Here is a 23,081-nt window from a genome sequence, read left to right on the forward strand (position 1 = left end):
GCGCGGCGCGCGCTCAGCCCGTGCCGGCGAGCTCCGTCGCGATCGGGAGCAGCGCGGCGATGGCGATGACGAGCGCTGCCCCTCCGCCGGCGAGCTTCCAGCGACGATCGGGCAGCGCGAGCATCGAGAGCGCGCCCGTCGCCACGCCGACCAGGAGCGGGCCGAGTTGGCTCCCCACGATCGCCCACGCGAAGGGGACGTACCCGAGGATCAGTCCCCAGGAGAGCACGGCGGGGATCAGTGCGAGCAGGGCGGCGGCGATGGGCCGCCAACGCTCGGTCACCCTGCGGTAGACCAGGGCGATCAGCAGCCCGGCCGGGATCACGAGCAGCGCGCCGACGACGAGGGCGACCGGCGGGAAGATCATCGCGAGGAACGTGGCCGCCAGCTGCAATGTCATGCCGCCGTAGCCGATGAGCCCGATGAGCAGGGGTGCGAGCCACACGTGCCCGCGCGCGCCTGAAGCGGCATCCGGCGGGCGCGGCGACGCGGCCGCCGGTTCGATCGGGCCGACGGCGGGCGGGGGCGAGTCGCTCATGGTCACGACCGTAGCGCCGCCAGCGGGCTGAGCGAACGGGCGCCGCGTGACCGCCGCCGAACCGTGATCTCCGGACGTGCGGCGGCCGCGGGCGTCGTCGCGCACGGTCGCGGGCCCCGCCTACGCCTCGTCCGCCGGCCGGATGACGCGACGGGCGACGTTCTCGCCTGCGTCGGTCGGCAGCTCCTCGGTGATCCACGGGCCGGTGCCCTCGCTCGGATCGAGGATGCCCTCCTCCAGCCAGGCGTAGCGTCCGTCGAGCACCCGGGCGGCGAGGCGCTCGTCCGCGGCATCCGTGTTGTGCCAGAGCTCGTGCAGCAGCCGCTCGGTGCGATGCCGGGACTGGTCGGCGAACGTGTCGGCGAGCTGGTACGCCCCCTTGCCCCGCTCGGGCTGCTCCGCGGCGATCATCGCCGCGCGCACGCACGTCGCCGACACGGCGAACAACTCGGCGCCGATGTCGACGACGCGGGCGAGGAACCCCTGCTTGGCTTCCAGGCCGCCCTGCCAGCGGGCCATGCCGTAGAAGGTCGCGCGTGCCAGCTTGCGGCTGGTGCGCTCCACGTAGCGCAGGTGGGGTGCGAGCGCCCCGAACTCGTCGTACGCCGTCGGCAGGTCACCCGCGCCGGCCACCAGCTGCGGCAGCCAGCGAGCGTAGAACCCGCTGGCGGATGCGGCGGCCTTCGCCTTGCCGGCCAGGTCGACGTGCGGGTCGATGAGGTCTCCGGCGGCTGTGAGGTGCGCGTCGACGGCCTCCCGCGCGATGAGCAGGCGCATGATCTCGGTCGAGCCCTCGAAGATCCGGTTGATCCGCATGTCGCGCAGCACCTGCTCGGCGCCGACCGCGCGTTCGCCGCGGGCGGCGAGCGACGCCGCGGTCTCGAACCCGCGGCCACCGCGGACCTGCACGAGCTCGTCGGCGATCCGCCAGCCCATCTCCGAGGCCCACATCTTGGCGAGCGCCGCCTCGATGCGGATGTCCTTGCGGTCCTCGTCGGCGAGCACCCCCGACAGGTCGACCACCGCCTCGAGCGCGAACGTCGTGGCGGCGATGAACGCGATCTTGTGCGCGACCGCGGCGTGCTCGCCGACGGGCCGGCCCCACTGCACGCGTTCGCGCGACCACTCCCGCGCGATCTTCAGGCTCCACTTGCCCGCGCCGGCGCAGATGGCCGGGATCGCCAACCGCCCGGCGTTGAGGGTCGTGAGCGCGATCTTGAGCCCCTCGCCCTCGCGCCCGATGAGGTTCTCGGCCGGCACGCGCACGTCGCGCAGCGAGGTGAGCCCGTTCTCGATTCCGTGCAACCCCATGAAGGCGTTGCGGCGGTGCACGGTGATGCCCGGGGAGTCGGCCTCGACGACGAACGCGCTGATGCCCCCGCGGTGTCCGTCGGACTTCGGGACGCGCGCCATCACCACGAGCAGCTCGGCGACGACGCCGTTGGTGGTCCACAGCTTGGTGCCGTCGAGCACGTACTCGGTGCCGTCCTCCGAGGGCACGGCAGTGGCCCGCAGCCGGGCCGGGTCCGATCCGACCTCCGGTTCGGTCAGCAGGAAGGCGCTGATCGCACCCGCCGCGCAGCGCGGCAGGAACTGCCGCTTCTGCTCCTCCGTGCCCGCGAGCACGAGCGGCTCGGGCACTCCGACCGACTGGTGCGCCGACAGCAGCGCGCCGATGCTCGCGTTCACCGACCCGATCATCACGAGGGCGCGGTTGTAGTAGTACTGCCCGAGCCCGAGGCCGCCGTACTCGACCGGGATCTTCATGCCGAACGCGCCGATCGCCGCGAGGGCCTCGAACGTCTCGTCGGGGATGCGCGACTCCCGCTCGATGCGCGCGCCGTCGACGTCGCGCAGCAGCGACTCGAGCGCCGCGAGGAACCGCTCGCCGCGCTCGCGCCGAGTCGGATCGGGCCGGGGGTGCGGGTGGATGAGCGACAGGTCGAACTGCCCCAGGTAGAGGCCCCTGGCGAAGCTCGGCTTGCGCCAGTCCTGCTCACGAGCGGCCTCGGCGACGGCACGCGACTGCTGCGCGTCGACGGGGGAGACGGTGACCTCACGGATGTTGCTCACGCGAACCTCCTCGTTGCGCCCAATCTACGCCGCATTGCATCCCTGCGCCCCCGCCGCAAGCCCCTGAAGGAGTGAGCGCGCGCGGACTACGGTCGGGAGCAACCCCCGAAGGAGCGAGCTCGATGAGTACTCCGTCCACCCTCGTCGCCGACCGCTACCGACTGGTCAAGCTGCTCGGCACGGGCGGAATGGGCGTCGTCTGGCAGGCGTGGGACGAGCGCCTGCATCGGCCGGTCGCGCTCAAGATGCTGCGGACGCAGCCGGAACTGACCGACGCCGAGCGCGAGGTCGCGACCAGCCGCGCCATGCGTGAGGCGCGCATCACCGCAGGCCTCCATCACGCCCACGCGGTCACGGTCTTCGACGTCGTGGAACACGAGGGCCAGCCGTGCATCGTGATGCAGCTCATCGAGTCGACGCCGCTGTCGGCGCTCCTGCGCGAGCACGGCACGCTGACGCCGCGCGAGACCGCGCGAATCGGGGCGCAGGTGAGCTCCGCACTCGCGGCGGCCCACGCGATGCGCATCGTGCATCGGGACGTGAAGCCGGGCAACATCCTCATCACCGACGACGGTTCGGCGCTGATCAGCGACTTCGGCATCTCGCATGCGCTCGGCGACGCGACGCTCACCGCGACCGGCATGATGCACGGCACCCCCGCCTACCTCGCACCCGAGGTGGCTCGCGGGCAGTCGTCGAGCTTCGCATCCGATGTGTTCTCGCTCGGCTCGACGCTGTACACGATGCTCGAGGGTGCCCCGCCCTTCGGTGCCGACGCCAATGCGATCGCGCTCCTGCACAAGGTCGCGCGCGCGTCCTACCCTCCGCCGAGACATGCGGGAGCACTCGCGCCGCTGCTGCGGGAGATGCTGTCGGCCGATCCCCAGCGCCGCCCCGGCATGAAGTCCGTCGCCTCGCGGCTGTCCGCGATGTACGAGGGCACGGATGCCGCTGCGGCATCCGCATTGCCGACCGTGCCGCTCGCCGCCGCCGCGGCCGGGACCGAGCGGCTGGAGGAGACCGCGGTGGTGACGCAACGGCTGGACGAACCGACGGCGGTGACGGAGCGGTTGGCCGGAGCGCCGGCGGTCGACCGGCCCGCGCGGAAGCGGCCGGCTCCGCCGCCGGTTGCACGGCCCGTCGGGAGCAGACCGGGCCCGCCGCCGGTCGAGCCGCCACCGGTCGAGCCGCCGCCGGCCGAGCCGCAGACGGTGCCGGAGGCGCAACCGCGTCGCCCTCGCCGATTCGGTGCGCTGGTCGGCATCCTGCTCGTGACGGGCATCGTCCTGCTGGGCGGCGGCGTGCTCCTGTTCGGTCAGCTCGGCCAGGATGCGGGCGCCGCTGGTGGCCCGGGCGACGGCGGGGCACCCACCACGGCTCAGACGCCGGATGCCGCCGCGACACCGTCGCCCGAGGCATCCGCGCCCGAGTCGCAGGCCCCGCCGACCACCGCGAACACGTCGCCCCCGCCCGAGGAAGCGACGCCGGCGCCGCCCCCGACCGACGAGCAACGGATCGTCGCAGCACTCACGAGCTACTACTCGACCGTGCCCGGCGACCTCGACAGCGCCTGGCCGCTGATGACCGCCGACTACCAGGTGAACCACGTGGGTGGGCGAGATGCCTTCGACGCCTTCTGGAGCGAGGTCGCGGATGTCGAGATCGCCGACGTCCGTGCCTCCCCGCCCGACGGCGCGCAGGCGACGCTGACCTACACCTTCACCGACGGGAGGGTCGTGCAGGAGGTCACCGCGTACCGACTGGTCGACGAGGGAGGCGTGCTCAAGATCGCCGCGACGGAGGTGCTCAGCAGCGTCGAACAGTGACCGGGCGGGGGTATCAAGCGACGCGCCACCCCGCGAAGTGGGGCCACCCACCGGATCGGCCGCGGAGCAGACTCTCGCGTAGGGGAAGGGGAGCCCATGCCCGGCGGAACGCTCTACGTGTACGTGCCCGGCATCGGCACCGACGACAGCGAGGCGATGCGCCGGCGCATCCTCGACCGGGCCGAGCAGGAGGCCGAGGCGACCGGGTCGCCGGCGCCCGTGCTCAAGGTCTTCACCCACCGCATCAAGGCGTGGAGCACGCGCGAGTCGTACCACCTCGGCACCATGGCCCGGAACCTCGAGGAGTCCATCAAGCTCTGGCACCTCCAGACCGGGGCGACCGACGTGGTGCTCATCGGTCACAGCATGGGCGGACTCCTCGTGCGCTCCGCGTGGCTGCTCAACCGCGGCTACGACATCCCGTGGGGCGGCGAGCGCGGCGGCATCCGCCGCGACGACACCGGCTGGGCCGCGAACACCAGCCGGATCATCCTGCTCGGCGTGCCGAACGGGGGCTTCGTGCTGAAGAAGCGCTCCTGGCGACTCCTCTACGCCGTCGCCACGCCGTGGCGCGATTACACCGTGGAACAGGCGAAGGAGGGCGGGTACTGGGTCACCAACCTCCGGCTCCGCTGGTTGCACGCCTTCCGCGAGCTGTCGAAGAATGCGCCCGACGGCGCGGGCGATCCTCGCCGAGTCTCCGACACGAAGGCGCCGGATGCCGCGGACTCCCCGGACTCCGCGGACTCCCCGGTCTTCCCGGCCTCCCCGTACGGCGCGCCCGTGTCGGTCGACCAGACGGCCCCCGCCCCCGCGCGCCTGCCCTACGTGGTCGAGATCCTCGGGCAGCAGGACACCCTCGTGGGCGACGCCGACGTGGGCGACTCCGACTTCCTGCCCTCCTACCGCGAGCCGATGATCCCCGACACGGATCACGCCCAGCTCGTCGACCTCCGCGATCCGAAGACGGCGGCGGATCGCTGGTGGGTGCTCGAGCACGCGCTGTTCGCGCCGCCCGAACCGGTCGCCGTCGCACCGACGGTGGATTGCGACGTGTGCTTCATCCTCCACGGCATCCGGGCGGGCAACAAGGACCCGTGGATCAGCGACACCGCGGCCGCGCTGGAGGCAAAGGGGTGGGAGGTGCTCCGCCCCAACACCGGCTGGTTCAGCGCCTGGGAGTTCGCGCTCCCGTGGGTCCGCAACCGCAAGACCCACGAGTTCCTCACGATCTACGGCGACATCGCCCGCAACCACGACATGAACCGGTTCGCGTTCTTCGGACACTCGAACGGCACCTACATGGTCGCCCGGGCACTCGACCAGGTCCCCGCGATCCGGTTCCGTCGCATGCTGCTCGCCGGCACCGTGCTCACCCCCGAGTACAACTGGCGCCGCGTGTTCGCGCGTCAGCAGGTCGGCGCGTGGAACTCCACGAGTGGCCGGTGGGTCGACGGCGTGGTCCACAACGACCGAGCCAGCCGGGACGTGCCGGTGGGCATGCTCTGCAGCTTCCTCTCCGGCCTGCGGTTCAAGTCGCGCAGCATCGGCCCCGGCGGGGTGGTCGGCTTCGTCAACTCGGTCGAGGGCCTGCAGGAGGACGACCTGCTGTATAAGGGCGGCCACGCCGCCGCACTGAAGACCGGCGCCGCGGGCCGGCTCGACCAGATCGTCGGGTTCCTCGCCGACGGCCGGGCGACCGACGCGCCCGACCAGCGGCTCGGCGGGGGCTTCCGCGTGCTGATCAACCTCCTCGGGTCGAGGTGGGCGATCCTCGTGCTGCTGGTCTTCCTCGCCCTGTTCGTGCTCCTCTTCTGGTGGCTCACGACCTTCCTGCCACTCTGGGTGCCGCTGGCGGTCTTCATCGCGTTCGCGGTCGTGGTGCTGATCGGGCTCCGGGTCGTGTGATGCCGGTGTGCCCGCCGGCAGCTACCGCAGCGGATGCCGCGGCGGCACTTGACGGGCGGGAGCACCCACGTGAGGCTGGTCGCATCCGTCATCCGCGAAGGCGCGGGATGCCGCGCGAGGGGGCAACCACATGGACGTCACGACCGACCTCACGACCGAGAAGATCGCCCGCGCGTTCTCGAGCCATCGCTTCGAGCTCGCGCTGCCGCACCTCGCCGACGACATCGTGTGGACGGTGGTCGGCGCTGATCCGCTCATCGGCCGGAAGGCCGTGAAGAAGGCGATCGAGCGCACCGCCGCCGACCTCGCCGCGGTCACCACCGAGTTCCAGCGCTTCCGCACCGTGGTGGGTGAAGACAGCGTGGCGGTCGACAGCCTCGCGCGGTACGTCGACGCCGCCGGAGACGTCTCGATCGTGGCATCCTGCGACCTCTACGACTTCGCCGACGACGGGCGCATCACCGAGATCGTCTCCTACCTCGTCGAGCTGCCCAGCTGATCGGTCGACCGCGCAGCCGGTGATGGCGGGATATCGCGCGCACTCGGCAGCCGCGCGCCGACCGTTGTCGGTGGCAGCCGCGAGAATGAGCTGGTGACTCGACGTGGCCTGATCCTCTTCGCTGCGCTCGGGATCGCCTGGGGCATCCCGTACCTGTTCATCAAGGTCGCGGTGAGCGAGCTGGATCCCGCCATGGTGGTCCTCGGCCGTTCGGCCCTCGCGGCGATCCTGCTGCTGCCGCTCGCGTTCTTCCGCCGCGAGGTCGTGTCGGTGGTGCGGCGGTGGAAGCCGATGCTGGCCTACACCCTCGTCGAGATCATCCTCCCGTGGTACTTCCTCAGCACGGCCGAGCAGCGGCTGCCGTCGTCGACCGCGGGCCTGCTGCTCGCCACGGTGCCCCTCGCGGGCGTGGCCATCGCCTTCGCGATGGGGCGCCCCGAGCGGCTCTCCCGCATGAACTGGCTCGGCATCGCGTTCGGCATGCTCGGCGTCGCCGCGCTCGTCGGCCTCGACATCGCCGGCTCCGACCTCATCGCCGTCGCGCAGATGGCGGTCGTGGTCGTGGGGTACGCGCTCGGTCCGGCGATCCTCTCCCGGTGGATGTCCGACCTGCCCGGCGTCGGCGTGGTCGCCGTCTCGCTCGCGGTCACCGCGGTCGTGTACGTCCCGTTCGTGCTGTTCACCGGTGCGTGGCCCACGGCGGTGCCGTCGACGGCGGTCATCGTGTCGGTGATCGTGCTCGCGGTGGTGTGCAGTGCGCTCGCGTTCCTGCTCATGGTGGGCCTCATCGCCGAGATCGGGCCCGTGAAGGCGACGACGATCACCTACGTGAACCCCGCCGTGGCGATCATCGCGGGCGTCGTGGTGCTCGGCGAGCGGGTCACGATCTGGACGATCGTCGGCTTCGTGCTCGTGCTCGCCGGTTCCTACCTCGTCACGCGCAAACGGCAGGAGACGCCCGCCGCGGCCGGCGTGGAGGCTGCGCCGGCCGAGCAGACACCGGCCGATCAGGCATCGGTCGAGCGGCCGACGGCCGAGCGGCCGACGGCCCGGCAGTCACCGGTCGGGCAGGCCGCGGTCGAGCAGCCGCGGTAGCGCGCGAGGCCCGTCGCACTCAGGCCGGATCGATCCGCAGCACCGTCGTCGACTCGCCGACGGTGAGGTCGTCGACGACGCGGATGCCGCGTGCGAGCTCGTCGACCGCTCCGATCACGGTGCCGAACCGCTCGCGATCGCTGCACACGGCGGTCACGCTCACGAAGTGCGTGCCGAGGTCCCACGTGTACGTCGCGAACGGCGGGCGACCGCGCGGCGGAAGCGGCATCTCGAGCTTCTCGCCGACGCCGAGGTAGGTGCCGCGGAACTCTTCGGTGTCGTCGTACTCGATGGGCATCGACGCCCGGGCGACGCGCAGCTGCGGCGTCGCGGCCTGCACCTGGGCCATCACCACGAGCAGCTCGGGGTCGTCCTTCCAGACCCACACGAGCACCCGGCCGGCCGCCTTGCGCATGAGGAACGGAACGGCCTGACTCATCGCCCAGGCGGTGAAGCCGCCGCCCGGGCCCGTCGGCGCCGCATCCGGCCCCTTCGCCTGCGACAGCAGCATCCCGATCGCCGCCTTGCGGTGGCGGCGCCCGCGGAATCCGAGGGAGTCCGTGACGGGCACCCACTTGGATCGATCGGGCTCTGCGTGGAGTCGGGGCACGCTTCCAGCCTACGAGTCGCTGCCGCTGCCGCCGCCGCTGCTGCTGCCGCCGCCGCCGCCGCGGCTGCTGCTGCCGCTGCCGCGCTCGCGGCCGGCTCGGTCCGTCCCGGATACCGCATCGGCGAGGTCGTCGCGACGGCGTGACAGGGTCGCGACCTCGGCGGTGTTGCCCGCGAGCGCGATGGCCCGGTCGTAGGCGGCTCGCGCCTCCTCGCGGCGCCCCAGTCGGCGCAGCAGCTCTGCGCGGGTGGCGTGGAAGGCGTGGTACCCGTCGAGTGCGTCGCCGAGGCGGTCGACGATCTGCAACGCGGCATCCGCGCCTTCGAGCTCTGCGATCGCGATGGCGCGGTTGAGGGCGACGATCGGCGAGGGGTCGAGGCGCACGAGCTGGTCGTAGAGGGCGACGACCTGCGACCAGTCGGTGTCGCGCGCGTCTCGCGCGTCGGTGTGCGCGGCGTTGATCGCCGCGAGCAGCTGGTAGCGGCCGGGTGCGACCCCCGACGCCAGGCGCTCGCGCACGAGCCGATGCCCCTCCTCGATGAGCGCGTGATCCCAGGCGTCGCGATCCTGCTCGACGAGCGGCACGAGCGCGCCCTGCGCCGAGACCCGCGCGGGCCGTCTTGCCTCCGTGAGCAGCATCAGCGCCAGCAGGCCGGTCACCTCGCCGTCGTGGGGCAGCAACTCGCGGATCAGGCGTGTCAGCCGGATCGCCTCGGCGGTCAGGTCGGCACGCACGGGGTCGGTGTCGGGGCCGGTCGCGAGGTAGCCCTCGTTGAAGACGAGGAACAGCACGGCGAGCACGCCGCCGATGCGCGCAGGCAGGTCGCGCGCCGACGGCACGCGATAGGGGATGCGGGCGGCCGCGATCTTCCCCTTCGCCCGGGTGATGCGCTGCCCGATCGTGCTCTCCTGCACGAGGAAGCCGCGGGCGATCTCGGGCACCGTCAGGCCCCCGACGAGTCGCAGCGTGAGCGCCATGCGGGCTTCCATGCCGAGGGCCGGGTGACAGCACGTGAAGATCAGCCGGAGCCGGTCGTCGTCGATGGCGCCGGTCGGCTCGGGCGGGGCGTCATCCGTCAGCATCATCGCCTCCCGCTGCTTGTCCCTGCGCTTGTGCTCGCGCCGGATCCGGTCGACCGCCTTGCGGTTCGCGGTCGTGGTGAGCCAGGCGCCGGGGTTGGGCGGCACGCCGTCGGCCGGCCACCGCTGCACGGCCGTCGCGAACGCCTCGGCCGCCGCATCCTCGGCGATGTCGAGGTCGCCGAAGCGCTTGGCGAGCGAGGCGACCACCCGCGCCCACTCCTCGTGGTGGGCTCGGATGATCGCGGCGCGCGCGTCGATCACGCCTCCGGCATGAGGATCGGCCGCACCTCGAGGCGACGGTTGCAGGCCTTCGACCCATCGGCCATGAGCGCCAGCGCGACGTCGAGGTCGGGCGCCTCGATGATCCAGAAGCCGGCCATGTGCTCCTTCGACTCGATGAAGGGCCCGTCGGTGAACACCGGCACCTCCCCGCGGCCGTCGATGACCGTCGACGTGCTCGGGTCGGCGAGGCCGGCCGCGAACACCCAGTGGCCGCCCGCCCGCAGGCGGTCGTTGAACTCGTCGATCGCGACCATCTCCTCGGCGGTGCCGGAGTTGGTCTTGTCGTCGATCACGGAAACCAGGTACTGCATGATCACATCCTCCTTTCAGTGGGCATACTGCGGGCGCCCGTCGGGCCGGTAGGTCTGCGCGATGATGCCGGTCGGGAAGGTGCGCGACTCCACCAGTTCGAGGGCGAAGTCCCTGCCCTCGTCGGGGAACAGCCGCGTGCCCGCGCCCACGATCACGGGGCAGACGATGAGCGTCATCTCGTCGACGAGCTCGTGCTCGAGCAGCCAGCGGATGAGCTGCCCGCTTCCGTGCACCTGCAGCTCGCCGCCGGGTCGGGCCTTCAGCTCGCGGATGGCCGCTTCGAGGTCGCCCGAGAGCACGGTCGTGTTCGCCCACTGCGGGTCGGTGATGGTGTTCGAGGCGACGAACTTCGGGCGCGAGTTCAGCGAGCTCACGAACGGGTTGTCGAAGTCGGTCTGCACGCCCCAATATCCGGCGAAGAGCTCGTACGTGCGCCGGCCGAAGAGGAACGCGTCGGCGCGCCGGTAGAAGTCGCCGATGTAGCCGGTCGACTCCGCATCGCCGAGCGGCAGCGCCCAGCCGCCTCGCTCGAATCCCGGGTCGAACTCGGGGTTGTTCCCGCCGTTGGCCTGCATCACGCCGTCGACGGTGATCTGGGTGTTGGTGATCAGCTTCATGCTCCTGGTCCCTCCTGGGCCGCCCGTCGCAGGCGGCCGCTCACCCTTGCTACGAACAGCATCGCCGCGATCCGACACGACGAGCGAGAAATCTTCCGAGCGGGACCTTCCCGCGGGCTCGAGGTATTTGCAACCCATGGGTTGCAGTAGCCCGTGCTTTCTGCAACCATGAAGTTGCACTACTCGAACCGGCAACGACAGGAACGGAGGCGGCGTGATGCTGCTGCAGAACAAGGTGGCCGTGATCCACGGCGGTGGGGGATCGATCGGAAGCGCGGCAGCGCGCGTGTTCGCCCGCGAGGGGGCACGGCTGTTCCTCGCGGGGAGGAGCCTGCCGCGGCTCGAGGCCGCGGCATCCGCTGCCAGGGCCGAGGGGGCGGATGTCTCGATCGCCGTCGTCGACGCGATGGACCAGGCCGCCGTCGACCGGCACGTCGATGGGGTGGCGGATGCCGCCGGCCGCATCGACATCGCCCTGAACGCGGTGGGATTCGACCACGTGCAGGGCCTGGCGATCGGCGAGACGTCGCCCGAGGACTACCTGCACCCCGTGGTCGGGTACCTGCAGACGAACTTCGTGACCGCGAAGGCCGCGTCGCGGCACATGATCGCGCAGGGGAGCGGCGTGATCCTCACGATCTCGACGCCCGGTGCGCGACTCACGGGCCGCGGGCTCATCGGCAATGCGGCCCAATCGGCCGGCCTCGAGGGGTTCTCGCGCGCGCTCGCCGGCGAGCTCGGGCCCGATGGCGTGCGGGTGGTCTGCGTCCGTCCGCACGCGATGTCGGATGCCTTCGCCACCTCGTATACGCGCGAGATGTTCGGCCGCATCGCCGAGGCCGGCGGCATCCCGATGGACGAGTGGGTCACCGGCCTCGTGGGCATGACGGTGCTCGGCCGGCTGCCGGTGCTCGACGACGTCGCCGAGTACCTCGCGTTCGCCGCATCCGACCGCGCGGGCTCGATGACCGGGGCGATCGCGAACCTGTCGGCGGGGGCGCTCGTGGACTGAGCGGAGTGGCCGCAGCCGTCGGTCGAGTAGCGCTGCGAAGCGACGCGTATCGAGACCGGTCCCGTCGGTCGAGTATCGAGACCTCTGCCGCCGGTCGAGTGGCGCCGCGAAGCGACGCGTATCGAGACCCGCCGCCGCCTCCGCTCGATCGAGCGCGCACAATGGGGACATGGTCGAGATCTCCGATGACGACTTCGAGCGGATGGTGGCGGAGGAGCTCGACGCGCTGCCCGACGACATGATCCGGGGGATCGAGAACGTCGCGATCGTCGTCGAGAACCAACCGCTGGCGCAGCGGCCGCGGCTGTTCGGGCAGTATCGCGGGCATCCGCTCACCACGCGCGGGGTCTACGGCTTCGGGGAGCTTCCCGACCGCATCACGCTGTACAAGAACAACCTGCAGGCGCACAGCGCCGACCTCGACGCGCTGCGTGCGCGGGTGCACATCACGCTCGTGCACGAGATCGGCCACTACTTCGGGCTCGACGACGCCCGGCTCCACGAACTCGGCTGGGCCTAGGCGAGGCAGGGTGAGCTGACGACCCCTCGGTCAGCGCTCCGTCGTACCCGCGTGGACGGCCGCCGTCGAGGCGTGCGGATTCGCCGGGTGCGCGCATAGGCTGGGCTCAGCCCGGGCTTGATCGAAGGGGACGACATGCCGAGCACCACCCGCACCGCACTCCTGGCCCTCACCCTCAGCCTGTTCGTCGTTGCCGGGGTCGGCGGCTGCGCGAGCCAGGCGAGCGACGTCTCGCCGACGGCGACCCCCGCCGCCGACGGATCCGATGGTGGCCTCGTCGTCGTGGAGGACGGCCTCGGCGCCGACCTCGGCGAGCAACTCACGGCTGCCGCGACCGAGGCATTCGACGGTGTCAGTGCACCCGGCGCCGTGATGGCCGTCCGCACGCCCGAGGGAACGTGGGCTGCGACGGTCGGCTTCGAGGACTGGGACGAGACGGTGCCGATGACGGCGGACGTGAACCATCGCGTGGGGAGCGTCACCAAGACGTACACGGTCACGGCGCTGCTGCAGCTGGCCGAACAGGGCGACCTCTCGCTCGACGACCCGATCGAGAAGTACGTGCCGGGCATGCCGAACGGCGACGCGACGCTGTACGAACTCGCAGCCATGCGGAGCGGCATCCCGTCGTACACGTTCAACGCGGAGTTCGAGCAGAAGCTGTTCGACGACCCGAACCACGTGTGGACGCCGGAGGCGCTCACCGACATCGTGCGGGGCGAGGAACCGATGTTCGCGCCGGGCACCAAGACGTTCTACTCGAACACCAACACCGTGCTGCTCGGCATGGTCATCGAGCAGGTCACGGGCAAGCCGATCGAAGACGTGCTGCAGGAGCAGATCATCGAGCCGCTCGGCCTCGACGGAACGGTGTTCCCGACGGATGCCTCGTTCCCCGATCCGCACGCTCGGGGATACACACTCCAGGGCGTCGACGACGGCGTGCCGGTCGAGACGACCGACTGGAACCCGTCGTGGGGCTGGACGGCCGGCTCCATCATCTCCGACCTCGACGACCTGCTCACGTGGAGTGAGACGCTGGCCACCGGCGACGGCCTCCTCTCACCCGAGTGGCAGCAGCAGCGCATCGACTCGTTCGACTTCGATCTGCCCGTGTACGCCGGCGACGGCGTCGACCGGCCGCAGACTCCGGCTCGCGCCTACGGCCTCGGCCTCGGCCTGGCGCTCGGCTGGTACGGCCACGACGGCACGATGCCCGGCTTCAACACCGTGCTGCAGCACCATCTCGAGTCCGGTACCACGCTCATCGTCATGACCAACAGCGACATCAAGTCGGGGGAGTGCCCCGAGGGCACGGGGACCGTCGACGGAGGTCGCACGAGCGGCACGTGCTCGGACCCGGCCGTGTTCATCGGCAACGCGCTCGCCGAGGTCATGGGGCACCCGCTCGTCGAGGGGTGACCCGCTCGTCGAGGGGCGACCCGTTCGTCGAGGGGTGACGCGCCCGCCGCGGTGTCCTCATCGGGGCGCGGCCGGGCGCGCCCGCGTCGCGTCGAGGGCACGATTCGGGCCCAGCAAGGTCGTCGGCGATCTGCGCAGGGGAATCGGATGCACCAGAATCGGGATCATCATGACGAGCGCCCATGCAGACGACCGGAACCCGCCCCGAGCGCGTATGCGCGTCGCCGACCTTCACCCCGAGCTGCGTCGCGCGTACCGGTGGTTCCCTCGCCCGCGCGTCCGTCGCGGCTGGCACCGTCGCATGGCGCAGGCGGCACTCGCCCTCATCCCGCCGCCGAAGCCCGCGGCGACCCTGCGATTCGAGCGGATCGACTTCGCCGCCGCGCCCGGCACGGGGGTGCGGGTCTTCACTCCCGCCGGTGATGCAGCTTCCGCGACCGGCGCCCGCGCGGCGCTGCTGTGGATCCACGGTGGCGGGCTGGTGATCGGTGCCGCCGCGACCGACGACGGGTTCTGCGCCGATCTCGCCGAGCGACTCGGCATCGTGGTCGTCTCGGTCGAGTACCGGCTCGCCCCGCAGCACCCGTTCCCGGTGCCGCTCGACGACTGCGTCGCCGCATGGCAGTGGCTGCAGGATGCTGCGCCCGCTCGCGGCATCGACCCGACCTGGATCGCGGTCGGCGGGCAGAGCGCGGGCGGCGGGCTCGCGGCGGCGCTCGCGCAGCGCCTGCTCGGGGAGGACGGAGCGCAGCCCGTCGCGCAGCTGCTGTACTCCCCGATGCTCGACGATCGAACGGCGACGCGCCGGGACGTCGATGCGGTGCGGCATTTCGCCTGGACCAACCGCGACAACCTCGTCGGCTGGTCGTCGTACCTTCAGGCGGCGCCGGGCGCCGACACCGTGCCCGACTTCGCCGTGCCGGCCCGCCGCACCGACCTGACCGGGCTCCCGCCAGCGTGGATCGGCGTCGGCGACATCGACCTGTTCCACGACGAGGACCTCGCCTACGCTGCCGCGCTCCGCGACGCGGGCGTCGAGTGCACGGTCGATGTGGTGCCTGGGGCGCCTCACGCCTTCGAGAGCGTCGCCCGCGGCGCCGAGGTGGCACTCGCCTTCCACGCTCGGGCGCGGGCATGGCTGCAAGAACAGCTCGCGGCATCCGCCGACGTCTGAGCAGCTACGACGTCTGAACAGCTACGCAGACCGCTGGGCTGCCAGTCGAAATGCGTCGAGCGTCTCACCGATCAGTGCGGCGAGTTCGCGGATGTTCGCCTCGTCGGATTCGTCGAAGTCGCGCCCGCCGCGCTTGTCGCTCAGCTGCAGCATCCCGTAGCTCCGGCCGTCGTCGCCGCAGACGCTCGTGGCCAGCCAACCGCGCATCGGCGGGTGGCTGTCGGCGAACGGGGCGAAGCCCCGATAGAGCGGATGCGACAGCACCTCGGCTTCGGTCACGCTGCGCGGTCGGCGCGCTGAGCGGGTTCGTCAGACCGACGAACCGGCCGCACGGGAGTGCACCATGCGCCAGTTCACCGGCTCCCAGGTCGCGCCCTCGTCGAACGAGAAGTCCTGCTCCCAGGTCGGGCTCGGGCCGAGTGTGTCGATCCAATGGAAGCGGGCGAGGTACGTGCGGTCGCCTGTCGTCGCTCGGCCGACGAAGGTGCCACGACCCGCGTCGAATCGCCCGCGCACGGGGTCGTCGAGCACGCCGGGCCGGGCCGCCGACGCCCACCAGATCGCCCACTCGTCGGTTGCCGGATCGTAGAGGCGGAGGCTGAAACCGACGAAGCCGGTTCCGTCGGGGAGGGTACCCCGCGTTTCGTCGGCGGTGCCCAGCCCGTCGAGGATCAGCCGCACAGAGGCCGTCGAGCGGAAGCGCACGCGCGGTCCGTCGGGCGGACCGAATGGGTCGACGAGCTTGTCGTGCACGACCTCCCACTCGCCGAGCAGGAAATCGAAGTCGGATGCAGCCATGCCCGCAGTCTCACGCCACCCTCCGACAGGGAGCGAACGCGTCGTGGCGTCGCGACATCCGGCTGGGCCGCGGGTCTCACGCCGACGCGCGGGTGTGCACCCGCGCACCCTGCGGGTTGAAGAGGCAGAGCACCTCGAGCACGTCGGGGCCGGGATTGCCGAATCCGTGCGGCACGCGCGTGTCGAACTCCGCGGCCTCGCCCGCCTCGATGATCAGGTCGTCATCGGCGAGGAGCAGTCGCATGCGTCCCGAGATCACGTATATCCAGTCCCAGCCGGGGTGCACCCACTGCCGAATGGGCTTCTCGGGCGCCGGCGGATGCACCTGCTTGAACGCCTCCCACGAGCCCGTTCCCCCCGACAGCGGCACCGTCACGATGCCGTCCCGCAGCCGAGGACGCGGGTGGATCCGCGGATCGCCCAGGGCCGGGGCGCCGACGAGGTCGTCCAGGGGCAGCCGGTACAGCCGTGCGAGGGGCAGCAGCAGGTCGAGCTGCGCTCGCCGGGAACCCGATTCGAGCCTCGACAAGGTGCTGATCGAGATGCCGCTGGCCTCGCTGACGGCGCGGAGCGTCAGTCCCCGGGATTCGCGGATCGCACGCAGGCGATCGCCGATGCCGGCCAGTTCATCGTGGTGCGTCATGTGCCTCGCCTCGCTCGTTTGCCGTTCCGGCAAACGATCTTGTCAGCACAGTGGTCGCCACGCCAGCATGAAGCCCATGCGCAGTGCACAGGAACCAACCGATGTCGTGATCGTCGGCGGCGGGCCGGCGGGCCTCAGCGCCGCGCTGTCGCTCGGGAGAGCGCGCCGGCGCGTGATCGTCGTCGACGCGGGCACGCCGAGGAACCGGACCGCTCCTCATATGCACGGGGTGCTCGGACACGACGGGCTGTCGCCGCTGCGCCTGCTCGAGCGCGGCCGGGAGGAGGTCGCCGGGTACGGTGTGCGGATCATTCGCGGCGAGGTTACGGCCGTGCACGCGGGCGTCGCCGACGGCGGCGACGGTGCGGCCATGAACGTCGGGGCCGCCATCGAGGTCGAGACCGCCGACGAGGTCGTCCGCACTCGACGTCTCCTCGTCGCGACCGGTCTCGAGGACGTGCTGCCCGACATCCCCGGGCTGCGTGAACAGTGGGGGAGGGGCGTCGTCGTCTGCCCGTACTGCGACGGGTGGGAGCACCGGAACGACGTCATCGGCGTCGTCGCGACCTCACCTCGCAGCATCGAGCAGGCGCAGCTGCTGCGCCAGTGGTCGGATCGCGTGATCTACTTCGCGAACGGGTTCGGCGAGCCTTCGGCCGAGGAGCTTGCGGCGCTTGGGCGCCGCGGCATCCACTTGGAGCTCGGATCGGTCACCGGGCTCCGGATCGATGCCGACCGGGTCACCGGCGTGCAGGTCGGTGGGCGCGTGGTCTCGGTCGGGGTGGTCTTCACCGGGCCCGCCCTGCGCCCGCGCGACGCACTGCTGCGTTCCCTCGGGGCGACGACGACCGAGGGCCCGCTCGGCACCTGGGTCGACGTCGACGACGACGGGCGCACCTCCGTTCCGGGAGTGTGGGCGGTCGGCAACGTCGTGAACTCGCGCTCGAACGTCTCCGTCTCGATGGGGCTCGGCTCGCTCGTGGCCGGCGCCCTGAACGCGGATCTCGTCGCCGACGACATCGCCCGCACCCTCGCGACCGCGGCGGCCTGAGCCGGCACGCGTGCCGGCCGATCCGCCTCAGCCGACCTGCTCGGCCAGCGCGACGATGATGCCGGCCGGGCCGCGGAGGTAGCACAGGCGGTACACGTTCTCGTAGTTCGCGACCTCGCGCAGCAGCTCGGCACCGTGGGGGCGCAGGCGGGCGATGCTGTCGTCGAGGTCGTCGACCGCGAACATGACGCGGTGCAGCCCGAGCGTGTTGGGGGGCGGTACCGCGGGTGAGGGGGCGGATGCCACCGGGTGTTCGTATCTGGTGAGCTCGAGCCGGCCGTGACCGTCGGGCGTGCGCATCATCGCGATCTCGCTGCGCACCCCGTCGAGTCCCACGGTCTGGTCGGCGAACGCGCCCTCGATGTGCGCGCGGTCTTCGAGCTGCATGCCGAGCTCGGTGAAGAACGCGACGGCCGCGTCGAGGTCGTCGACGACGATGGCGACGTTGTCCATTCGTTGGATGGTCATGGGGGCGATCCTAGGGCGGGCCGCCGACGTGGCTCGCGGATGCTGCGCGGCTGGACTCTCCCTCAGCCGCCTGCGGCGATGCGCTGCCGCCTCAGTCCAGCTCGCGCAGCACGGTGGTGCGCTCGCTCGGGGTGTCGCCGGTGTTGACGACGCCCTGGGGTTCGATCACCAGCGCCGAGACCTCGCCCTCGGACTTGGGGCAGTGTTCGACACCGCGGGGCACGACGAAGACGTCGCCGGGCCCGAGTTCCACGTCGCCGTCGCGCAATTGGATGACCAGCCGGCCCGACAACACCATGAACAGCTCATCGGTGTCGGGATGGGAGTGCCACGTGAACTCGCCCAGGAGCTTCACGACCTTGACGTCGTAGTCGTTGACGCTCGCGAGTCGCCGAGGCTGCCAGTGCTGCGTGAACGAGTCGAGGGCGGCCTGGATGTTGCGAACCTGAGCGCTCATCGTCCGATCTTCGCCCTCGCCGCGTCGGTGCGCAACGGTCGGCGAGGCGCTCGCCGCACCGAGCGACCTCCGGCTCCGGAGCTGCGGCCGTCAGCCCCACGGCGCGGCGCACGGCCCGGTCGGAGACCCGTTGAGCACCGGACGGAGCAGCGGCGCCAGCGCCTTCAGCACCTCCGTCGACGCGTCGCCCGTTCCACCGTCGCCGTTGCCGAGCATCGCGATGACCGCCCCGGTCTGCGGGTAGTACGCGACGTTCGTGCCGTACCCGGGTTCGGCGCCGGCGTGGGAGACGCTCGTGATGCAGCCGGTCTCGACATCGAACTCGATACCCGTGCCGAGGCCATATGCGGCTGCGGCCTGTCCGGGGATCGTCGCGACATCCGCATACCGGGCGGTCTGCAGCTCGGGAGTGACACCGGCGCCCTTGCCGAGCGCCTCGCCCCACGCGTGCAGATCGTCGAGGGTCGAGACCATTGCCCCACCCGCCCAGCTCTCGCCGTTCGACCAGTCGACGGTGTCGGCCGGTGCGCCGAGTTCAGGGCAGAAGTCGGAGTAGCCGTGGGTCAGCGGGGCGGTGACCTTTCCGTCAGGCGCGAACCGGCTGCGGTCCATGCCGAACGGCTCGGTGATGCGGTCGTGGATGAGCGTCGCGAGATCTCCGCCCGTGACCTGTTCGAGGATGCCGCCGAGGAGGAAGTAGTTCGTGTTGGCGTACTCGAATCCCTCACCCGGAGCGAAGTCGGCCCGGGGGGTCTCCGCGCCGACCGCGATGAGCTCGTCGGACGTCGGGACGGCGTACGGGGCGCTGCAGATGCGGTCGACCTGCGCCCGGCCGGCCTCGCCGGTGCCGCTGGAGTGGTTGAGCAGCATCCGCACCGTGATGTTCGACGCCTCGGGGAAGTCGGGGTACCACCGGTCGAGGGTGTCGTCGAGACCGACGTCGAATTCCGGCTCGCCGATCACCTGCAGCATGACCGTCGAGACGATCGTCTTGGTGATGCTGCCGATCTTCTGCTGGTTGTCGCGGCCGATCGGCTCCCCGGTCTCGACATCGGCCACGCCCCGATCGGACACCCATTCGTCTTCGCCGGGAATCCAGACCCCGACGATGACTCCCGGCATCCCGGATGCCGCGAATCCCTCGTCGAGCGCCGCCTCGAGCTGTGCCCGCAGCTCGGGATCGAGTGACGCGGTGGAGGCGGTCGGTGTGTTCGTGGCGATGCTCGACGCCGTGGCGACGCATCCGCTCAGCACGAGGGCGGTGACGGCGGCGACCGCGACCATCGCCCACTGGGAGTTCCGCATGACCTGGCCCCTCGGCGTCGCGCGGGAACGCAGCTCGGATCGCGCCCGGCACGGACACAGGACATCGTGACCATGCCGTCGCCCCTCGCTGAGGACAGGGGTCCGGATCGCGGGGCGGGGGCACGTGCCCCCACTCGCGACAGTACGCCGCGCAACCGCGCCAGTGCTGGACTGCGGTTGCCCCACTTCAGGGGCCGGAGCCGCCGCCCGGTGCGCGCGGCCGCCGCCGCGCGCACCGGGTCGACCGAGCCGACGCGTGTCACGCCGCCCGGTCTTCGCGCAGCTCGAATCGCGCCCGACCGCCGAGCCGAGGCACCTGCTGCGGGTCGATGTGCGGTGGTGGGATGAACCACACGTTGTTCGGACTCGGGTGTACCTGCCACCCCTCTCGGTGGATCATGTGGTGGCAGAAGCTGCAGAGCATCACTCCGTTCGAGAGGTCGGTCGGGCCGGCATCTCGTTCCCACCAGGCGATGTGGTGCGCCTCGACGTAGGCGAGGTTCTGGCCGCACGACGCGCATCCGCCGTCGCGCTCACCGAGCGCAAGACGCTGGGCTCTGGTGAACAGGCGGGCGGCTCGTCCGAGGTCGAGGGGAAGGCTCTGACCGCCCAGCACCGCCGGCACCAACTCGGCATCGGCCGCCAGTCGGCGCGCGGTGGCCGCCGAGATTGGCTGATCGAGCCCGTCGATGCGCGCGTGCCCGAGGTCGTTGACGAGCGTCTCGAGGTCGACGCGCACGACGACGGTGGTCTTCGCCAGCGGTATCAGCGTCTGGGTGCAGCCGAGGGCGTGGCGGGCGAGCGCGGCGAGTGCGTCGGCCTGGATCTGCGGGATCGGCCGACGGTCATCGACGACGGCAGCCGAGGCGTCGTCGGCATTGCGTCGGCGGAGCGCGTCGCTCACGAGCGCTTCGATCGCCGCCTTCACCGGAGCCGCGCTCTCGGGGTTGAGCCGCGCATGCAGGTGCACCATGCCGTGGCCGTCTTCGCGCATCGTCAGTGAACGCTCCATGCGGAGCGCGTCTTCGCGGGGTTCGACGCCGTCTGGGTCGAGTCGCGCCTCGGCCTCGCGCACTCCGCGTGCGAGCGTCTCGAGCGGCACCCTCGCAGCGAGATCGACGAGCGCCGCTTCGACGAACTCGACCCTGCCCGCGTCGGCCTTCGCCGAGACCCGCTCGAGCATCGCCGTGATCGCCGATGCGGCCTCGATGCCGATCGTCGCGGCCTCCACGGCAGCGGCGACATGCGGATGCCGCGACGGCAGCCGTTCACCGTTGAAGGTCTGCCGTTCGGCCGTGCCCGTGCCGACCGCGATCAGCCGCTGCGCGTCGGCACGCGAGCCTCCGGTCGACGCCGCGATGAGTCGCACCGCGTTGTGGAACCCGTGCGCCTTCGCCAGCCCGATGTCGCCGAACTCGGGCCCCGAACGCTTCGCCAGCTCAGCGGCGACCCTTGTGAACAGGGCGTCGACACTGCGCCGCACGGTGGCAAGGGCTTCGGTGACCCCGATGAGCCCGCTGTCGTTCATCTGCTCGAGCTCGACCTGCGCGGCGCCGCGCACGGCGCCCCACGCCGGCGCCGAGCGCGACCACGCCTCACGCAATGCCGCGAGGTCGCGCTCGAGCGCGACCAAGGGCAGTGGCGCGGACCGCGGCAGCGGCACGGGCTGCGCGGCCTGGTCGAGCGACGACGGGAACTCCTGCATGCTTCGATCCTGCACCCACCCACCGACATCCGAAGCACCGGGAAATCATCGTTGATCAGCCGTTTTGGCTGTGAGGAACTCGCCTCGACGCTCGGCTGTGGAGGACGAGTCGCCGCGTCGCGGCATCCGATCTCGGTTGGCCGACCGCGCCATGACGAGCGCGGTCTGCGAACGGTCGATCGACCGTGCGGCCAATGCACTCGCCGTTGGGAGGACTCGCTGTGGTCGTTGCGCGCGAGCAGGCCGACGGCCCGACCGACGACCCGGCCGACGACCAGGCCGGCGGCCCGGCCGACGACCAGACCAACGACCATGCCGGCGACCAGACCGACGACCAGGCCGGCGGCCCGACCAACGAGACCACCGCGCAACCCCACGGCGTCGGCCCGCCCGCTCGCGAGCCCGGCCGCCCCGGGGGCGCGGGGTGGCCTGAGCCGTCAGCCGACCCGGCCGAGGAACTCGAGCACGCGACGCAGGAGGAGCTCCGTCGCGTCGGCGTCGTAGCTCGGCAGGGTGGAGTCGGCGAAGTAGTGCTGGTCGGCGGGGTAGAGGAAGAGCTCGGCATCGTCGACCGCGGCGACGAGTTCGCGCGCGGCGTCGACGTCGCCTTCGTCCATGAAGATCGGGTCGGCGTCCGCTCCGTGCACCTGCACCGGAACGCCCGCGGGCCACGAGCCGAACTCGGCGACCGGCATGCACGAATAGAAGAACAGCGCACCCTTCGCGCCCGCGCGGGTCTGCGCCAGCTTCTGCGCGGGCACGACGCCGAGCGAGAACCCGGCGTAGACGAGCCCGGCCGGCAGCGATTCGGCCGCGCGCTCGCCGCGAGCCATGATCTCGTCCCAGCCGACCTCGCGGGCGTAGCCGACGCCGGCCTCGATCGAGTCGAACGTGCGTCCGCCGAACAGGTCGGGCGTGTGCACCGTGTGTCCCGCTCGGCGCAGCTCCTCAGCGAAGGCGTGGATGCCGTCGGTCAGTCCCAGCGCGTGATGGAAGAGCAGTACCTCGGCGGTGGCGGCGCCCGTGCCGGCGGCGCCCGTGGCGGCGCCCGTGGATTGATTGGTCATGAACCGACTCTTCCGTGATCCACCGACAACGCACTGGCACTGTCCTCAAGGGCCGCGCCTGAGCACGCGGCGCGGTGCGACATCCGACGACGCCCGACAGCGCGCTGTCAACCCTCTGGGATCGGTTCCGCGGCCGACCTACCGTCGACGGAACACCCATCACGATCAGGGCTCCTCACGGGGACCTGCGAAGGGAGGAACGATGAGCTCGACATGGGACGCCTGGACGTACCGCTCGTCGGCCGCGCGGACCGCGCAGAGCGCCGACATCGTCGGGTACGCAGTGCACGCCACCGATGGTCACATCGGCAAGGTGGATGGCGCGACCTACGACGTCGGCTCCAGCCGGATCGTCGTCGACACGGGCCCGTGGATCTTCGGCCGCAAGGTCCTGCTGCCGGCGGGCACCATCGACCGAGTCGATGACGCCGAGAAGAAGGTGTATGTGGGCCTGACCAAGGACCAGATCAAGAACTCACCTGAACTCGACGAGGGAATCACCTGGGATGACGCCGACTACCACGAGCGGGTCGGCGGCTACTACCGCGGGTTCTACGGCTACTGATTCGATCCGACCGAGTCATGCCCACTCGCCCGCCGTTCCGGAGTCCGCTCC

Annotated in this window: 24 protein-coding genes; 10 read left to right on the plus strand and 14 right to left on the minus strand. The window is 71.3% G+C overall.

Translation table 11 applies throughout. The annotated features are described in order from the left end of the window. Nucleotides 1-13 precede the first annotated feature (13 nt). Together EDM22_RS01115 and EDM22_RS01120 are read right to left on the minus strand one after the other, a co-directional pair. Nucleotides 14-538 carry a hypothetical protein gene (locus EDM22_RS01115; RefSeq protein ID WP_138707994.1) on the minus strand — a complete coding sequence of 175 codons (525 nt, stop codon included), beginning with the start codon at nucleotides 536-538 and terminating at the stop codon, nucleotides 14-16. Nucleotides 539-658: 120 nt separating this feature from the next. Beyond that, complete coding sequence (locus EDM22_RS01120) at nucleotides 659-2,611, minus strand: acyl-CoA dehydrogenase family protein (protein ID WP_212591854.1); 1,953 nt, start codon at nucleotides 2,609-2,611, stop codon at nucleotides 659-661. Between the two features lie 122 nt (nucleotides 2,612-2,733). Here EDM22_RS01120 and EDM22_RS01125 point away from each other — a divergent pair, with 122 nt between their 5' ends. The 4 genes from EDM22_RS01125 to EDM22_RS01140 all read left to right on the plus strand — a co-directional run bounded on the left by EDM22_RS01125 (nucleotide 2,734) and on the right by EDM22_RS01140 (nucleotide 7,939). Further along, nucleotides 2,734-4,437 (plus strand): serine/threonine-protein kinase, encoded by a 1,704-nt coding sequence (locus EDM22_RS01125; RefSeq protein ID WP_122935175.1) that lies wholly within the window; start codon nucleotides 2,734-2,736, stop codon nucleotides 4,435-4,437. Nucleotides 4,438-4,533: 96 nt separating this feature from the next. Beyond that, nucleotides 4,534-6,345 carry an esterase/lipase family protein gene (locus EDM22_RS01130; protein ID WP_122935176.1) on the plus strand — a complete coding sequence of 604 codons (1,812 nt, stop codon included), beginning with the start codon at nucleotides 4,534-4,536 and terminating at the stop codon, nucleotides 6,343-6,345. A gap of 130 nt (nucleotides 6,346-6,475) precedes the next feature. Continuing rightward, entirely contained in the window at nucleotides 6,476-6,844 is a 369-nt protein-coding gene (locus EDM22_RS01135) for a nuclear transport factor 2 family protein (protein WP_122935177.1), read from the plus strand. A 93-nt stretch (nucleotides 6,845-6,937) separates the two neighbouring features. After that, complete coding sequence (locus EDM22_RS01140) at nucleotides 6,938-7,939, plus strand: DMT family transporter (protein ID WP_170963956.1); 1,002 nt, start codon at nucleotides 6,938-6,940, stop codon at nucleotides 7,937-7,939. A 19-nt stretch (nucleotides 7,940-7,958) separates the two neighbouring features. Here the strand turns inward: EDM22_RS01140 and EDM22_RS01145 are convergent, their stop codons facing one another. The 4 genes from EDM22_RS01145 to EDM22_RS01160 are packed head-to-tail and all read right to left on the minus strand — an operon-like array spanning nucleotide 7,959 to nucleotide 10,843. Beyond that, nucleotides 7,959-8,549, minus strand: a complete 591-nt coding sequence (locus tag EDM22_RS01145; protein ID WP_122935178.1) for a hypothetical protein — start codon at nucleotides 8,547-8,549, stop codon at nucleotides 7,959-7,961. Between the two features lie 9 nt (nucleotides 8,550-8,558). Then, nucleotides 8,559-9,893, minus strand: a complete 1,335-nt coding sequence (locus EDM22_RS01150) for an RNA polymerase sigma factor (protein WP_122935179.1) — start codon at nucleotides 9,891-9,893, stop codon at nucleotides 8,559-8,561. Further along, nucleotides 9,890-10,225: a YciI family protein gene (locus tag EDM22_RS01155; RefSeq protein WP_122935352.1), complete on the minus strand. Its 336-nt coding sequence runs from the start codon at nucleotides 10,223-10,225 to the stop codon at nucleotides 9,890-9,892. The genes EDM22_RS01150 and EDM22_RS01155 overlap by 4 nt, the downstream gene beginning before the upstream one ends. Nucleotides 10,226-10,240: 15 nt before the next feature. Continuing rightward, nucleotides 10,241-10,843, minus strand: coding sequence for a dihydrofolate reductase family protein (locus EDM22_RS01160; protein WP_122935180.1), 603 nt, complete (start codon nucleotides 10,841-10,843; stop codon nucleotides 10,241-10,243). A 217-nt stretch (nucleotides 10,844-11,060) separates the two neighbouring features. On the opposite strand from EDM22_RS01160, the gene EDM22_RS01165 reads away from it, so the two are divergent. The 4 genes from EDM22_RS01165 to EDM22_RS01180 all read left to right on the plus strand — a co-directional run bounded on the left by EDM22_RS01165 (nucleotide 11,061) and on the right by EDM22_RS01180 (nucleotide 14,971). Continuing rightward, complete coding sequence (locus tag EDM22_RS01165; RefSeq protein ID WP_122935181.1) at nucleotides 11,061-11,855, plus strand: SDR family NAD(P)-dependent oxidoreductase; 795 nt, start codon at nucleotides 11,061-11,063, stop codon at nucleotides 11,853-11,855. A 169-nt stretch (nucleotides 11,856-12,024) separates the two neighbouring features. Continuing rightward, the gene (locus EDM22_RS01170) at nucleotides 12,025-12,375 is read left to right on the plus strand and encodes a metallopeptidase family protein (RefSeq protein ID WP_122935182.1); all 351 of its coding nucleotides are present in this window, start codon (nucleotides 12,025-12,027) and stop codon (nucleotides 12,373-12,375) included. A 135-nt stretch (nucleotides 12,376-12,510) separates the two neighbouring features. Beyond that, complete coding sequence (locus tag EDM22_RS01175) at nucleotides 12,511-13,797, plus strand: serine hydrolase domain-containing protein (RefSeq protein ID WP_122935183.1); 1,287 nt, start codon at nucleotides 12,511-12,513, stop codon at nucleotides 13,795-13,797. Nucleotides 13,798-14,098: 301 nt separating this feature from the next. Continuing rightward, nucleotides 14,099-14,971, plus strand: coding sequence for an alpha/beta hydrolase (locus EDM22_RS01180; RefSeq protein ID WP_212591855.1), 873 nt, complete (start codon nucleotides 14,099-14,101; stop codon nucleotides 14,969-14,971). 21 nt (nucleotides 14,972-14,992) lie between these two features. Here the strand turns inward: EDM22_RS01180 and EDM22_RS01185 are convergent, their stop codons facing one another. The 3 genes from EDM22_RS01185 to EDM22_RS01195 form a co-directional block, all read right to left on the minus strand. Beyond that, nucleotides 14,993-15,250, minus strand: coding sequence for a GAF domain-containing protein (locus EDM22_RS01185; protein ID WP_122935185.1), 258 nt, complete (start codon nucleotides 15,248-15,250; stop codon nucleotides 14,993-14,995). 30 nt (nucleotides 15,251-15,280) lie between these two features. Then, a complete protein-coding gene (locus EDM22_RS01190; protein ID WP_122935186.1) occupies nucleotides 15,281-15,769 on the minus strand; it encodes a DUF1579 family protein in 489 nt (162 codons plus the stop codon). Between the two features lie 76 nt (nucleotides 15,770-15,845). Then, complete coding sequence (locus EDM22_RS01195) at nucleotides 15,846-16,412, minus strand: helix-turn-helix domain-containing protein (RefSeq protein ID WP_122935187.1); 567 nt, start codon at nucleotides 16,410-16,412, stop codon at nucleotides 15,846-15,848. Between the two features lie 76 nt (nucleotides 16,413-16,488). Here EDM22_RS01195 and EDM22_RS01200 point away from each other — a divergent pair, with 76 nt between their 5' ends. After that, entirely contained in the window at nucleotides 16,489-17,463 is a 975-nt protein-coding gene (locus EDM22_RS01200) for an NAD(P)/FAD-dependent oxidoreductase (protein WP_122935354.1), read from the plus strand. A gap of 27 nt (nucleotides 17,464-17,490) precedes the next feature. On the opposite strand, the gene EDM22_RS01205 is transcribed toward EDM22_RS01200, so the two are convergent. The 5 genes from EDM22_RS01205 to EDM22_RS01225 all read right to left on the minus strand — a co-directional run bounded on the left by EDM22_RS01205 (nucleotide 17,491) and on the right by EDM22_RS01225 (nucleotide 22,465). Continuing rightward, nucleotides 17,491-17,931, minus strand: a complete 441-nt coding sequence (locus tag EDM22_RS01205; protein ID WP_170963957.1) for a VOC family protein — start codon at nucleotides 17,929-17,931, stop codon at nucleotides 17,491-17,493. Between the two features lie 91 nt (nucleotides 17,932-18,022). Further along, nucleotides 18,023-18,388, minus strand: coding sequence for a cupin domain-containing protein (locus tag EDM22_RS01210; protein ID WP_122935189.1), 366 nt, complete (start codon nucleotides 18,386-18,388; stop codon nucleotides 18,023-18,025). Between the two features lie 90 nt (nucleotides 18,389-18,478). Further along, nucleotides 18,479-19,693, minus strand: coding sequence for a serine hydrolase domain-containing protein (locus tag EDM22_RS01215; protein WP_122935190.1), 1,215 nt, complete (start codon nucleotides 19,691-19,693; stop codon nucleotides 18,479-18,481). A 259-nt stretch (nucleotides 19,694-19,952) separates the two neighbouring features. Beyond that, nucleotides 19,953-21,398, minus strand: coding sequence for an HNH endonuclease signature motif containing protein (locus tag EDM22_RS01220; protein ID WP_122935191.1), 1,446 nt, complete (start codon nucleotides 21,396-21,398; stop codon nucleotides 19,953-19,955). A 437-nt stretch (nucleotides 21,399-21,835) separates the two neighbouring features. Continuing rightward, nucleotides 21,836-22,465 carry a dienelactone hydrolase family protein gene (locus EDM22_RS01225; protein WP_122935192.1) on the minus strand — a complete coding sequence of 210 codons (630 nt, stop codon included), beginning with the start codon at nucleotides 22,463-22,465 and terminating at the stop codon, nucleotides 21,836-21,838. Nucleotides 22,466-22,667: 202 nt separating this feature from the next. Here EDM22_RS01225 and EDM22_RS01230 point away from each other — a divergent pair, with 202 nt between their 5' ends. Beyond that, nucleotides 22,668-23,030 carry a PRC-barrel domain-containing protein gene (locus EDM22_RS01230; protein ID WP_122935193.1) on the plus strand — a complete coding sequence of 121 codons (363 nt, stop codon included), beginning with the start codon at nucleotides 22,668-22,670 and terminating at the stop codon, nucleotides 23,028-23,030. Nucleotides 23,031-23,081: the final 51 nt, after the last annotated feature.

Origin of the sequence: Agromyces tardus (assembly GCF_003710805.1) — a bacterium.
Lineage (GTDB): Bacteria > Actinomycetota > Actinomycetes > Actinomycetales > Microbacteriaceae > Agromyces > Agromyces tardus.